The organism is Bradyrhizobium sp. 153 (genome assembly GCF_023073835.1).
Taxonomy (GTDB): Bacteria; Pseudomonadota; Alphaproteobacteria; order Rhizobiales; family Xanthobacteraceae; genus Bradyrhizobium.
Genome location: NZ_JADPKH010000029.1, coordinates 1 through 12,045, shown reverse-complemented (window position 1 = coordinate 12,045; position 12,045 = coordinate 1). Strand labels below are relative to the sequence as shown.

General features: G+C 64.5%; 13 protein-coding genes and 1 other RNA gene. 7 read left to right on the top strand and 7 right to left on the bottom strand.

Translation table 11 applies throughout. The features are described from left to right. Window positions 1–6 precede the first annotated feature (6 nt). Complete coding sequence (locus tag IVA91_RS08050; protein ID WP_247276414.1) at window positions 7–1,506, top strand: phosphomannomutase/phosphoglucomutase; 1,500 nt, start codon at window positions 7–9, stop codon at window positions 1,504–1,506. 65 nt (window positions 1,507–1,571) lie between these two features. Here the strand turns inward: IVA91_RS08050 and IVA91_RS08045 are convergent, their stop codons facing one another. The 7 genes from IVA91_RS08045 to IVA91_RS08015 form a co-directional block, all read right to left on the bottom strand. Next, complete coding sequence (locus tag IVA91_RS08045) at window positions 1,572–3,038, bottom strand: methyl-accepting chemotaxis protein (protein ID WP_247276415.1); 1,467 nt, start codon at window positions 3,036–3,038, stop codon at window positions 1,572–1,574. Continuing rightward, on the bottom strand, window positions 3,035–3,376 hold the full coding sequence (locus IVA91_RS08040) for a hypothetical protein (RefSeq protein ID WP_247276416.1): 342 nt from the start codon (window positions 3,374–3,376) through the stop codon (window positions 3,035–3,037). Before IVA91_RS08040 ends, IVA91_RS08045 begins: the two co-directional genes overlap by 4 nt. An 81-nt stretch (window positions 3,377–3,457) precedes the next feature. Next, the gene (locus IVA91_RS08035) at window positions 3,458–3,967 is read right to left on the bottom strand and encodes an Lrp/AsnC family transcriptional regulator (RefSeq protein ID WP_247276417.1); all 510 of its coding nucleotides are present in this window, start codon (window positions 3,965–3,967) and stop codon (window positions 3,458–3,460) included. 67 nt (window positions 3,968–4,034) lie between these two features. Then, on the bottom strand, window positions 4,035–4,988 hold the full coding sequence (locus IVA91_RS08030) for a sugar kinase (protein WP_247276418.1): 954 nt from the start codon (window positions 4,986–4,988) through the stop codon (window positions 4,035–4,037). Window positions 4,989–5,001: 13 nt separating this feature from the next. Then, window positions 5,002–5,946, bottom strand: a complete 945-nt coding sequence (gene nudC, locus IVA91_RS08025) for an NAD(+) diphosphatase (protein ID WP_247276419.1) — start codon at window positions 5,944–5,946, stop codon at window positions 5,002–5,004. An 8-nt stretch (window positions 5,947–5,954) separates the two neighbouring features. Beyond that, window positions 5,955–6,374 (bottom strand): HIT family protein, encoded by a 420-nt coding sequence (locus IVA91_RS08020; protein WP_247276420.1) that lies wholly within the window; start codon window positions 6,372–6,374, stop codon window positions 5,955–5,957. 239 nt (window positions 6,375–6,613) lie between these two features. Continuing rightward, entirely contained in the window at window positions 6,614–7,255 is a 642-nt protein-coding gene (locus IVA91_RS08015; protein ID WP_247276421.1) for an HD domain-containing protein, read from the bottom strand. Between the two features lie 105 nt (window positions 7,256–7,360). Between IVA91_RS08015 and IVA91_RS08010 the strand changes: the two genes are divergently transcribed. The 6 genes from IVA91_RS08010 to IVA91_RS07985 all read left to right on the top strand — a co-directional run bounded on the left by IVA91_RS08010 (window position 7,361) and on the right by IVA91_RS07985 (window position 11,907). Next, window positions 7,361–8,362 (top strand): GlxA family transcriptional regulator, encoded by a 1,002-nt coding sequence (locus IVA91_RS08010; RefSeq protein WP_247276447.1) that lies wholly within the window; start codon window positions 7,361–7,363, stop codon window positions 8,360–8,362. 126 nt (window positions 8,363–8,488) lie between these two features. After that, an RNA gene (gene ffs / locus IVA91_RS08005) (signal recognition particle sRNA small type) lies at window positions 8,489–8,585 on the top strand. A 91-nt stretch (window positions 8,586–8,676) separates the two neighbouring features. Further along, entirely contained in the window at window positions 8,677–10,494 is a 1,818-nt protein-coding gene (locus tag IVA91_RS08000; RefSeq protein ID WP_247458535.1) for a DNA polymerase III subunit gamma/tau, read from the top strand. Between the two features lie 26 nt (window positions 10,495–10,520). Further along, complete coding sequence (locus IVA91_RS07995; RefSeq protein WP_247276423.1) at window positions 10,521–10,841, top strand: YbaB/EbfC family nucleoid-associated protein; 321 nt, start codon at window positions 10,521–10,523, stop codon at window positions 10,839–10,841. A gap of 1 nt (window position 10,842) precedes the next feature. Further along, window positions 10,843–11,445, top strand: coding sequence for a recombination mediator RecR (recR, locus tag IVA91_RS07990; RefSeq protein WP_247276424.1), 603 nt, complete (start codon window positions 10,843–10,845; stop codon window positions 11,443–11,445). 27 nt (window positions 11,446–11,472) lie between these two features. Beyond that, window positions 11,473–11,907 carry a hypothetical protein gene (locus IVA91_RS07985; RefSeq protein WP_247276425.1) on the top strand — a complete coding sequence of 145 codons (435 nt, stop codon included), beginning with the start codon at window positions 11,473–11,475 and terminating at the stop codon, window positions 11,905–11,907. Window positions 11,908–12,045 lie beyond the last annotated feature (138 nt).

The following is a 12,045-nucleotide window of genomic DNA, read 5'->3' as shown; positions in this document are numbered from 1 at the left end:
GTCTCAATGTTCCCGAAGCCGAAATCCGTATTGTTGCCCAACACCTATGCCTTCGAATCCGAGCCGATGGTGAAGCCGACGGGCTTTCGCGAGTACGACGCGCGCTGGTTGTTCCAGAAGGAAATCAACCTGATGGGTGTGCAGGCGCTCGGCATGGGCCTGGGCGCGTTGTTCGCCGAGCTCGGCGTCAGGCAGGAGATCGTCACCGGCCATGATTTCCGCGGCTATTCGGCCTCGATCAAATACGCGCTGATCTCCGGCCTGATGGCGGCGGGCTGCAAGGTGCACGACATCGGTCTTGCCGTGACGCCGATGGCCTATTTCGCGCAATTCGATCTCGACGTGCCCTGCGTCGCCATGGTGACGGCCTCGCACAACGACAATGGCTGGACCGGCGTGAAGATGGGCGCCAACCGCCCGCTGACCTTCGGTCCCGACGAGATGACGCGGCTGAAGGAGATCGTGCTGGGCGCCGAGTTCAAGAACAAGGCCGGCGGCTCCTATCAGTTCCACGAGAACTATCCGGCGCGCTACATCGCCGATCTCACCTCTCGTCCGAAGCTGACGCGCAAGCTCAAGGTCGTCGCGGCGTGCGGCAACGGCACCGCCGGCGCGTTCGCGCCGCAGGTGCTGGAGGCGATCGGCTGCGAGGTGATCCCGCTCGATACCGAGCTCGACCACACCTTCCCGAAATACAATCCAAATCCTGAGGACATGGAGATGCTGCACGCGATCCGCGACGCGGTGTTGCATCACAAAGCCGATGTCGGCCTCGGCTTCGACGGTGACGGCGACCGCTGTGGTGTCGTCGACAACACCGGCGAGGAGATCTTTGCCGACAAGGTCGGCGTGATGCTGGCGCGCGACATGTCGGCGATCCACAAGGACGCGCAGTTCGTCGTCGATGTGAAGTCGACCGGCCTGTTCGTCACTGATCCCGTGCTCCAGAAACAGGGCGCGAAGGTCGCCTATTGGAAGACCGGTCATTCCTACATGAAGCGCCGCACTAACGAGATGGGCGCGCTGGCGGGCTTCGAGAAGTCGGGACACTTCTTCTTCAACAAGCCGTTCGGCCGCGGTTATGACGACGGCCTGGTCTCGGCGATCGCGATCTGCGACATGCTCGACCGCGCGCCGGGCAAGTCGATGGCCGACCTGAAGAACGCGCTACCAAAGACCTGGTCGTCGCCGACCATGTCGCCGCACTGCGCCGACGAGGTCAAATACGGCGTCATCGACGCCGTTGTGAAGCATTTCGAGGGGTTGCAGGCGAAGGGCGCCAAGATCGGCGGCCAGGCGATCCGTGATCTCGTCACCGTCAACGGCGTGCGCGTCACGGTCGAAGACGGCAGCTGGGGCCTGGTGCGCGCTTCCTCCAACAAGCCCGAACTCGTCGTCGTGGTCGAGAGCCCGGTCTCGGAGCAGGGCATGCACGACATGTTCGAGATGGTGAACAGCGTGCTGCGCACGCATCCCGAGGTCGGCGAGTACAACCAGAAGATCTGAAGCGCGCCGTACCGCGGCGGCCCGACTCGAGGCGAGTGCAGCCGACTATGCCATGCGCGGGCGGCTCACGCCGCCTGCAGCGCACCGAGGAAGCCGTTCACCTCGGATTTCAACTGATCGGATTGCGACGACAAGCCGTTGGCTGCCTCTAGCAGCCGGTCAGTGGCCTTGCTCGCGTCTTCCGATGCCCGGCTGACACTGAGGATATTCTTGTTGACGTCTCTGGTCCGGTCGGCAGCCTGTTGCAAATTGTTGGCAATCTCACGCGTCGCTCCGCCTTGCTGCTCGACCGCAGCGGCAATCTCACCGGAGATCCGGTCGATTTCGGCGATGGTGCCGCCGATCGCCTCGATCGCGCCGACGGCCTCACCGGTGGCCGCCTGGATGTCCTGGATCTGGGCGGAGATCTCTTCAGTTGCCTTGGCGGTCTGATTGGCCAGTGCCTTGACCTCGCTCGCGACGACCGCAAAGCCCCGGCCATGCTCACCGGCTCGCGCCGCTTCGATGGTCGCGTTCAGGGCCAGCAGGTTGGTTTGGCTGGCAATACTCTGGATCAGCGTCACCACCTCCCCGATCTTTTGCGTGCCGGTTGCGAGCATTTCGACAACCGTATTGGTCCGACGCGCTTCCTCAGCGGCTTTCGCGGCGATTTGGGCCGATCGCGTCACCTGCTCGGAGATGCTGTTGATCGAAGCCGTGAACTCTTCGGTTGCCGCCGCAACGGTCTCTACATTGGCCGTCGCGCAGGTCGAAGCCGTGGCAGCAGCCGTGCTCTGCCGCATCGCTTCGACGTTACTGCCCCGCATCGATGCGGATAGGTCCTGCATCTCGCCCGCAGCGCGCGCCACTGCTTCGACGACACCGCTGATCCTGTGCTCGAAACCGGCTGCAAGGTTGCGACGGGCGTCGTCCCGCTTTTGTTTGGCGCGTGCGGCCTCCTGTCGGTCTGCGTTGGCGCGGGCTTCAGCGGCGCTCGCAGCCTGGGCCTCGACGGTTTTCTGAGCCGCCATTGCGAAGATCCCGGTGACCGTATGCGCGAGCCAGATCAGGACCCCGGCCTCGATCAGAACGATGACGGCGTGGAGCACCACGCGGCCGAGATCCGCGCCGCCGGGGTAGATGGCCGCCGGCAGAACGAAATTCAGCGTCAGGTGATGCAAAGCGACTGCAACCGTGCCGGCGACGATCGGACGATAGTCGCAATACGCGACGAGACAGGCTAGCGCCGCGAAGAAGTACATGTGCATGTCGACCTGCCATGGGTGACCGGCGAACTGGAACACCAGCATCGAAACGCCGCCCATCAGCGCAACGGCGACGATCATTTGGGTCGAAGGTCCGTTTCCTCCAGCCGACCACGCGATGCTTGCGGCCGAGGCCATCGCGGCCATGAAAATGGCCGGTAGCAACCACCCGGTGCCCAAGATCACCCCGACCACGACCGCGAGCGGGACATGCAGCCAGAGCGCCACGAGCAGGATCTTGCTCGTGCTCGCGCGCAGGACCGCCAGTTCATCACCTTCGAAGGTCATTCCCCAGTCCCCAATGGCTTGTTCGTGAAACAGGCATCGATCGCTTGCGGGTCGAGAGTCAGCCAGGCCCCCGCCTCGTGCAGCTTCTTCAATCCATCGTGGCTGTCGGGACGCAGCACCAGAACGGCCGGCGCAGCCGTCATCCGCACCAACGCCGCGTTCGCCGATGCGGCGGCCAGCAACGCCTGCTGGGCGTCCCACCAGGGCGGGAATGCCACTGCCACCACCTCAGCGTCCGGTCGCGCCTGCAGCGAAAGTGCTGCGACCGCGACCCAGCTCACCAGCAGCAACGCTGCTGCGGGCAGCCAGCTTCTTCTGAGGACGTTCCCCGACTCCATCTCCGAGGATCATAGCTTCACGAAGCTAACCGAGGGTAAATCTCTGGTAGAAGAAAGCCGAGCCCTCGCGAGGCTGCCGCGCTATGCCGCGACCACCGCCGGGATCGGCAGCGCAGTGACCGACTTGATCTTCTCCATCGCGAAGCGCGAGGTGACGTTCTTCAGCGGCACGGCGCTGATGAGCTTCTTGTAGAACACGTCATAGGCCTGCATGTCCGCCACCACCACGCGCAGCATATAATCGACGTCGCCGGCCATGCGATAGAACTCCATCACCTCGGGCATGGCGCTGACGGCTTCGGCGAACCGTTTCAGCCAGGCGTCCGAGTGATCGGCGCTCTCCACCGAAACGAACACGGAGATGCCGAGCCCGATCTTGTTCTGGTCGACGAGGGCCACGCGCTTGATGATCACGCCGTCGGCCTCAAGCCGCTGGATGCGCTTCCAGCAGGGGGTCGAGGACAGGCCGACGCGGTCGCCGATCTCGGCGACGGAGAGGGAGGCATCTTCCTGGAGCACCATCAGGATCTTGCGGTCGATGGCATCGAGGCGGCGGCTGGTCTCGGGGATCTGGACGGCAAGGTCGGTCATTTGAAGAACTTTGTTCCATTTCAGGGGCGAATTCCCCTGATACATAGAAAATCATTCTATCGCAAGTCTATAATGTTGGCGCCTGACCGGGCATCGCCGCCTGCTGCCTTCTCAAAAGCTCTTCAACTTCAACGCGTTGTGGGGCGGCTAGGCCACCGCCATGGCGGGTGCATTTCAGCGCCGCGGCGGCCGCGGCGAATCGCAGCGCCTCCCGCGTCCCCTCACCCTCGGCGAGGCGCAGCGTGAATGCGCCATGGAAGACGTCGCCGGCGCCGAGCGTATCCACCGCATGAACAGGGAAGGCTGGCGTCTCCTTCAGCTCGCCTGTCTCGTTCAGCCAGATCGTGCCGAGGGGACCGCGTGTGGCGGCGAGGAAGGCCGGCGTCAGCTTGGCGAGGCGCTTCAATGCCTCGCCGTCGTCGGCGATGCCGGCGGTCTCCTGCACCTGTTCGCTGGCGAACAGCAAATGAGAAGCGGCCGTGAGCAGGCCGTCCTGCAACGACATCGCGCGGTCCACGCCGACGATGAGGGGAAGGCCGCGCCGCCGTGTCTCGGTGCAGAGGGAAGTCGCGAGCGAGGCGCAGCGGCTTTCGACGAGGACCGCGCGGCAATCGGCCAGCAATTCGTCCAGGTCCGGCAGTTCTACGGTCCACAAAGCGGGATCACGATAGATGGTGATGGTCCGCTCGCCGGAGGGCTCGATCATGATCGCCGAGACCGGCGTGGCCAGGCCCGGCATGCGAACGATATGGCTGATGTCGATGCCCTCCAGCGCCATCCGTTCGAGGATGAAGCTGCTCGACGTCTCCCGCGCATCGCCCATCGGACCAGCGAACGCGACACGACCGCCGAGTCGCGCAATGGCAATCGCGGCATTGAGCGCGTTGCCGCCGCAGATCTCCGCAAGCTGGTTCGCATTGGCCTTGCTGCCGCGCGCTGGCACGTGTTCGACGCGGAAGGTGAGGTCGCGCACGGGAATGCCGATGCAGAGGATGCCCGGCGCAAGTCCCGTTGCGGTCATGGACGCTCTCAGTTCAGGTGCGGCTCTTGTCGTGCACCCAGCGGCCGAGCAGGTGATGGGCGATCGCGAAGGGATGAGGTCCGGCGAGCCCGTCGGGGTGCGTCCGCGCCAGCATCAGCGCAGCCTCCTCGCGCGTGAACCAGCGCGCGTCTTCCAGCTCCATGCGATCGACGACGATGTCCTCGTTCAGCGCCCGCGCGCTGCAGCCGATCATCAGCGACGACGGATAGGGCCAGGGCTGCGTCATGTAATAGTGCACGTCGGTGCAGCGGATCCCGGACTCTTCCAGGATCTCGCGGCGCACCGCGTCCTCGATGGTCTCGGCCGCCTCGACGAAGCCGGCAAGGCAGGAATACATGCCGGGTGGAAACTGCTTCTGGCGGCCGAGCAGGCATTTGTCGCCGGAGGCGACCAGCATGATCACGACGGGATCGGTGCGCGGAAAGTGCTCGGCCTTGCAGGCAGGACAGTCGCGCTTCCAGCCGCCTTCCTTCATGCTGGTGCGCGCGCCGCAATTGGCGCAATAGCCGTGGCGCTGGTGCCAGCTTACCATCGACTTCGCCATTGCGATCGCCGACAGCTCCTGTGGCGGAAGCGCCCCCTGCATCGCCATGCCGCGCAGCTCGGTCACGGTGTAGTCGTCGCGGCCGACGAGCTTCTCGGCCGCCGCCTGCGACATCCCCATGCCGAACATTGCTGCGCCGTCGCGCAGCCCCAGAAAGACCGTGCCGGGATTGGCGCCGCATTTCACTGCCTCGTCAATTCCCAGCAGCGCCCGCACCTTCTCGCCCTCGCGCTTCACCAGGAGCGAGTCGCGATAGACCACATAGGCGCGCGATGACGGCTTCTGCTCCAGCGCGAACAGCTTTTCGTCGTCACGGCGCAGATGCGCGGCACGGTCGAGGACGTTGGTGACGAAGGCCGGCTGTCCCAGCGGGAACGCGTTGAATGCTGACATTTTTTCTTTCAACCCAACCAAATCTTGCGGCGGAGCGCGCTGATGAAATTCTGCACTTCAGTGGCGTCGTGCGCCAGCGGCGGCATCACGCCCCACACCGGCCGCGGCCAGGCCGCATCACTGGTGCGGCGCGCGATGATATGAACATGAAGCTGCGGCACGAGGTTGCCGAGCGCGGCGACATTGAGCTTGTCGCATTTGGTGATCTCCTTCAGCGCGCGCGAGACGCGGGAGATCTCGGTCATCAGCTGCGCCTGCTGCACCTCGTCGAGATCGATGATCTCGATCGCGTCGGGCCGCCGCGGCACCAGCAGCAGCCAGGGATAATGCGCGTCCTTGATGACCAGCACCTTCGACAGCGGCAGATCGCCGATGTCGATCGTGTCCTCTTTCAGGCGGGAATGCAGCGACCAGGCGGGTTCGGGCATGGAGGTTCCGGATGGGCCCGATGGGTTCGGGCTTGTTGGAGCCGACCATACGATACGGAGTCAGCGAGGGGAAGGTTGAGGCTCCGCCGCCACTGCATACGCGATCGTCGTCCTGGACAAGCGCGCGCCGCGCTCGTCGCTGCGTGAGCTAGGGCGGTTTGTCAGTATCGAACGGTTTCTCTATCAATGATGTGTGAGCGCAAGGCGGCGCGCCGCGACATGATGTCGGTCCCGAGGGCTCAGCCGTGCCAATGGGAGTTGCGGATGACGCTGCAGAAATTGCCGCGATGGAAATGCGGCTCCTTGTCGGCGATGACGTCGGCCTTGACGTTGCCGAACGTCGTCTGGGGCCGATGCTTGATGCCGTCGTAGAACGACTGGATGATGTCTTCCTTGAAGTGCGCCGTTCGCGGAAATGCCTTCACCACGGCCTCGCGTTCCTCATCGGGATATTCGTCGTAGGTGAGCCCGAGAACGTCCATTTCGACGCCAGCGGTCACCAGCGCGACGACGGGATGCATGTGCTGGGGAATGCCCGGCGTGGTGTGCAGCGCGATCGCGCTCCAGACCGTGTAGGCATCCGCTTCCGGGATGCCGTGGCTGCGCAGGAAATCGCGCGCCGCATGGGCGCCATCGACTTCGAACCGCTCGTGCTTGCTGCCATGGCCGGGCATCAGGCCGATATCGTGAAACATGGCGCCGGCGTAAAGCAGCTCGCGGTCGAACTTCAGCCCGCGGCGGATGCCTGCCAGCGCCCCGAAATGGTAGACGCGGCTGGAATGGTTGAAGAGCAGGTCCGTCTCGGTGTCGCGGATATATTCGGTAATGGCACGCGCCAGCGTGCTGTCGGGAATCTGGGCGGCTTCGTTGATTTTCGACATGACGTTCTCCTGAAAATCTCTGGTGGCTGGCAGGCTAAGTCTGGGCTATTCTGTCTGCAATTGACGCGATACGTCCAAAACGGACAAATCTGCACCGAGGCGGACATGAATGGGAAGCCAAAATCGAGGACTGTTGTAATCGTTGCGCTGCCAGGGGTGCAGCTTCTCGACGTCGCCGGGCCGCTCGACGTGTTCGCCGAGGCCAACGTGCAGGCCGGCCGTGCGGCCTATGCGCTTTTCGTGGCTGCGACCGAGCCGGGCCCGATTCTCAGCTCCTCCGGCGTTCGCTTAATGCCGGACCGAATCATCGACCGCGACTTCCAGGAGCCCATCGACACCCTGCTGGTCGCCGGATGCCCGAACGCTACCGAGATCCCCGCGAATGCCAATGTGGTCGGCTGGCTTCGCCGGCGAGCGTCGAGGACGCGGCGGTTCGGGTCGGTGTGCAGCGGCGCATTCTTCCTTGCGGCGGCCGGCCTTCTTGACGGCCGGCGGGTTACGACGCATTGGGCAGTCGCCGATACCCTCGCGAGTAAATTTCCGTCGGTCACGGTCGACAAGGATGCGATCTACGTCATCGACGGAAAACTTCGCACAGCAGCCGGCGTGACCGCAGGGCTCGATCTCGCGCTTGCACTGGTGGAGGAAGACCTTGGACGCGAGACCGCGATGAAAGTCGCTAGCCAACTCGTGATGTTCTTCAAACGGCCCGGTGGGCAGATGCAATTCACCCGCAAGGGCGCGGCCGTTCCTGCCGGGCGTGCGGCATTGCAGGAGCTCCAACGCTGGGTCGCCGCCAATCCTGGTCTGGACCATCGGGTTGCGAATCTGGCCAAACGCATGGAACTCAGCCCGCGGCATTTGGCGCGGCTGTTCCATGCGGAGGTAGGCATCACGCCTGCGACCTGGGTCGAAGAAGCCCGCGTCGACGCCGCGAGGCGGCTGCTTGAGTTCGGTAACGAAGCGCCAAAGCAAGTGGCGATTCGTTGTGGATTTGCGGATGCCGATACGTTGCGGCGCGCTTTCGCTCGCCACGTCGGCGTGACGCCGGCCGAATATCGCAAGCAGTTTGCGCACATGGCCGAGGTTCCGGGGCAGGTGCCCTGACCACGCTCGGCATCCGATCTGGCGGTACCCGGCAGGTATGCTGGATTGGGGATGGCCCCGACAGGGAGACCATGTCCGTGGACAGCCGACTTGCTTTCCGCTTCCTTTGGCCCCAAATAGGGACCGGGAGATTGGCGGTGGACGAGCCACTCGCCAACCGGGTCAGGTCCGGAAGGAAGCAGCCCTAACGAGGTCCGGATCGGGTCGCTCGTCAGTCTCCTACCTGTTTTTCGAGCGAATTGCGCCGGCGGCCCCCGCCGGCGCGCTCCTTTCCGCAAAAGCCGGCCAACAGACATTTCATTGCGGATCGACCGATGACCGACGCTGGCGCCCCTCCCGATCCCGACAGAGCGAGCCAGGCCCCCACACCCTACCGCGTGCTGGCGCGGAAATACCGCCCTTCCTCTTTCGATGATCTGATCGGCCAGGAGGCTGTGGTCCGCACCGTCTCCAACGCATTCGAGACCGGGCGCATTCCGCAGGCGTGGATCCTCACCGGGGTCCGCGGCGTCGGCAAGACGACCACCGCGCGTATTCTCGCCCGTGCGCTCAACTACGAGATGCCGGATGCTTCGGTGAAGGGTCCGACCATCCACATGCCGATACTCGGCGTGCACTGCCAGGCGATCATGGAAAGCCGGCACATGGACGTGCTGGAGATGGACGCCGCTTCGCACACCGGCGTCGACGACGTCCGCCAGATCAATGACAGCGTGCGCTATGCCCCCGCCAGCGCCCGCTACAAGGTCTACATCATCGACGAAGTCCACATGCTGTCGCCGGCGGCGTTCAGCGCCTTCCTGAAGACGCTGGAGGAGCCGCCGGAGCACGCCAAGTTCGTGTTCGCCACGACCGAGATTCGTAAGGTTCCGGTGACCGTGCTGTCGCGCTGCCAGCGCTTCGACCTGCGCCGCGTCGAGGCCGACGTGCTGATGAAGCACCTCGCCAACATCGCGGCCAAGGAAAGCGTCGAGATCGAGCCCGAGGCGCTCGGCATCATCGCCCGCGCCGCCGAAGGCTCGGTGCGCGATTCGCTGTCGCTGCTCGACCAGGCGATCGCGCATGCGGCTGGCACCGTGAAGGCCGATGCCGTCAGGCAGATGCTGGGCCTCGCCGATCGCACCCGCGTCATCGATCTCTTCGATTCACTGGCGCGCGGCGACATCGCGGCCGCTTTCAAGGAGTTCCGCGACCAGTACGATGTCGGCGCCGATCCCATCGTGGTGCTCTCGGACCTCGCCGAGTTCGTCAATTTCGTCACCCGTGTGAAGATCGTGCCGGCGACCGCCGACAACGTCGCCTATGGCGAGACCGAGCGGGTCCGCGCACGGGACTTCGCGTCCAAGATTTCCATGCGCGTGCTGTCGAGGATGTGGCAGATGCTGCTCAAGGGCATCACCGAGGTGCAGGCCGCGACGCGTCCCGCCGCGGCGGCGGAAATGGTGCTGGTGCGCATTGCCTATGTCGCCGACCTGCCGACGCCGGACGAGGCGATCCGGATGCTGGAGCAGAACGGCGGCGGTTCGCCGGTCGTGAGCAGCGGCAGTGCCACGCGCAGCGCGCCTTCCGCACCGGTCGCGTCTGCTGCGCCGGTTCGCATGCCGACATCCTTGCCATCCTCGTTCGGCGCCAGCGCCCGGCCGCAGATGGCGGCCCCCGCGTCGGATCCGCAAGGTGCAGCGCCGGTGCTGCGCGTCACCAGCTTCACCCAGCTCGTCGCGCTGGCCGGGCAGAAGCGTGACATCATGACCAAGAGCGCGCTCGAAGGCGACATGCGCCTCGTCCGTTTCGAGGAGGGCCGGCTGGAAGTCGCGCTCGAGCCCAACGCCTCCAAGACCATGATCTCCGAGCTCGCGAAAAAGTTCGAGCTGTGGACCGGGCGCCGCTGGACCGTGATCGTCTCCAACGAGCAGGGCCAGCCGACGCTGCGCTCGGTGAACCAGGCCGCGAAGCAGGAGCATGCGCGCACCGCCGAGGCCGATCCGCGCGTGCAGGAGGTGCTGTCGCGTTTCCCCGGTGCGAAGGTCGTCGAGGTCCGCAGGCTTGCCCCCGAGGTGCCGGAAACCAATATTAACGCCGACTATGGCAGTGACGATCCGCCCGACGGTTCCGACGGCGACGATGATCTCTGAGCCATTCTTTCCAAGGACGAGCACCGATGGCTGATTTTCTCGGCATGATGAAGCAGGCGGCGCAGCTGCAATCCAAGATGCAGGAGATGCAGGACCAACTCGCCAACGTGGAAGTCGAAGGCATCTCTGGCGGCGGCCTCGTCGCCGTGCGCATGACTGCGAAGATGGACGTCAAGGCCGTCAAGATCGACCCTGCGCTGATGAAGGCGGACGAGCGCGAGGTGCTGGAAGACCTCCTCGTCACCGCCTTCGGCGATGCCCGCCGCAAGGCGGAGACTGCGATGCAGGAGAAGATGCAGGCCCTCACCGGCGGGCTCGGCCTGCCGCCGGGGTTGTTCGGCCAGTAATATGGGCGCCGTTGCAGGTCCCGAGATCGAGCGGCTGGTCCAGCTCCTCGCGCGGCTGCCGGGCCTCGGCCCGCGCTCGGCGCGACGCGCGGCGCTGCATCTGATCAAGAAGCGCGAAGCGCTGATGATGCCGCTTTCGTCGGCCCTCCAGGTCGCGCTCGACAAGGTCGAGGTCTGCAAGACCTGCGGCAACATCGATACGCAAAATCCCTGCACCGTTTGCATCGATCCGAAGCGCGATCCCTCCATCATCGTCGTCGTGGCCGACGTCGCCGACCTCTGGGCGCTGGAGCGGGCCAATGCCACCCAGGGGCGTTATCATGTGCTCGGCGCGACATTGTCGCCGCTCGACGGCGTCGGCCCGCAGGACCTCACCATCGACGCGTTGGTGGCGCGCGCGCATGATTCGCAGGTGCACGAGATCATTCTGGCGCTTAATGCAACTGTGGACGGCCAGACCACGGCGCACTACATCACCGACCTGCTCCAGGACGCCAATGTGAAGGTGACGCGGCTCGCCCATGGAGTTCCTGTCGGCGGCGAGCTTGATTATCTCGATGAAGGTACGCTATCGGCTGCGATGCGGCAGCGTACTCTGTTCTAGCCATCCAGAATTTACGGAACGGACGACATGACGAAACCTTTCGCCACACGATCGGCTTTGGTTGCGACGATGATGATGCTGGTGAGCCCGGCCATATCCGCGCAGCAGGGCGACGAGGCGCTGCCGCCGTCCAAGCCCGGCAAGCCGATCAACACCGGCGACGTGCTCTCCGGCGAGTTGAATGCGATGAAGGTGCGCGACGTCAAGAACGGCAAGCGCGTTGCGACCTACCAGATCACCTCCGAGCCGCGCCGCCTGCCGCCGCCGAACGGGCTGTGCAATCTCGAGACGGGCCCCGAAACCTTCCAGCTCGTCACCTCCAGCGACGCGCAGGCCGCGCAGCTGAAATCGTTCGTCGGCAAGGAAATCTCGGTCAAGGTCGACGAGATCGCCTGCGCCAGCGATGCCGGCCAGATGAGCGAGGCCGTGATCACCAAGTGGAGTTTGGTCAAGAAGCAGTAGGAATGGCTCGCGATTGGCCCCTTGCCGCGGCTTTCTCCGCCGTCATTGCTGTGCATGTTCACTAATTCGCTGATTGGATCGCTCCAGCGGAGGACGATCCGATGCGCGACAACAGCTATGACCGGACGATTGAGCGCA

Bases quoted from the DNA above. Each gene is read 5' to 3' on its own strand.
- IVA91_RS08050 (WP_247276414.1), top strand. From the start codon at position 7: ATGTTCCCGAAGCCGAAATCCGTATTGTTGCCCAACACCTATGCCTTC.
- IVA91_RS08045 (WP_247276415.1), bottom strand. From the start codon at position 3,038: ATGACCTTCGAAGGTGATGAACTGGCGGTCCTGCGCGCGAGCACGAGC.
- IVA91_RS08040 (WP_247276416.1), bottom strand. From the start codon at position 3,376: ATGGAGTCGGGGAACGTCCTCAGAAGAAGCTGGCTGCCCGCAGCAGCG.
- IVA91_RS08035 (WP_247276417.1), bottom strand. From the start codon at position 3,967: ATGACCGACCTTGCCGTCCAGATCCCCGAGACCAGCCGCCGCCTCGAT.
- IVA91_RS08030 (WP_247276418.1), bottom strand. From the start codon at position 4,988: ATGACCGCAACGGGACTTGCGCCGGGCATCCTCTGCATCGGCATTCCC.
- nudC (WP_247276419.1), bottom strand. From the start codon at position 5,946: ATGTCAGCATTCAACGCGTTCCCGCTGGGACAGCCGGCCTTCGTCACC.
- IVA91_RS08020 (WP_247276420.1), bottom strand. From the start codon at position 6,374: ATGCCCGAACCCGCCTGGTCGCTGCATTCCCGCCTGAAAGAGGACACG.
- IVA91_RS08015 (WP_247276421.1), bottom strand. From the start codon at position 7,255: ATGTCGAAAATCAACGAAGCCGCCCAGATTCCCGACAGCACGCTGGCG.
- IVA91_RS08010 (WP_247276447.1), top strand. From the start codon at position 7,361: ATGAATGGGAAGCCAAAATCGAGGACTGTTGTAATCGTTGCGCTGCCA.
- IVA91_RS08000 (WP_247458535.1), top strand. From the start codon at position 8,677: ATGACCGACGCTGGCGCCCCTCCCGATCCCGACAGAGCGAGCCAGGCC.
- IVA91_RS07995 (WP_247276423.1), top strand. From the start codon at position 10,521: ATGGCTGATTTTCTCGGCATGATGAAGCAGGCGGCGCAGCTGCAATCC.
- recR (WP_247276424.1), top strand. From the start codon at position 10,843: ATGGGCGCCGTTGCAGGTCCCGAGATCGAGCGGCTGGTCCAGCTCCTC.
- IVA91_RS07985 (WP_247276425.1), top strand. From the start codon at position 11,473: ATGACGAAACCTTTCGCCACACGATCGGCTTTGGTTGCGACGATGATG.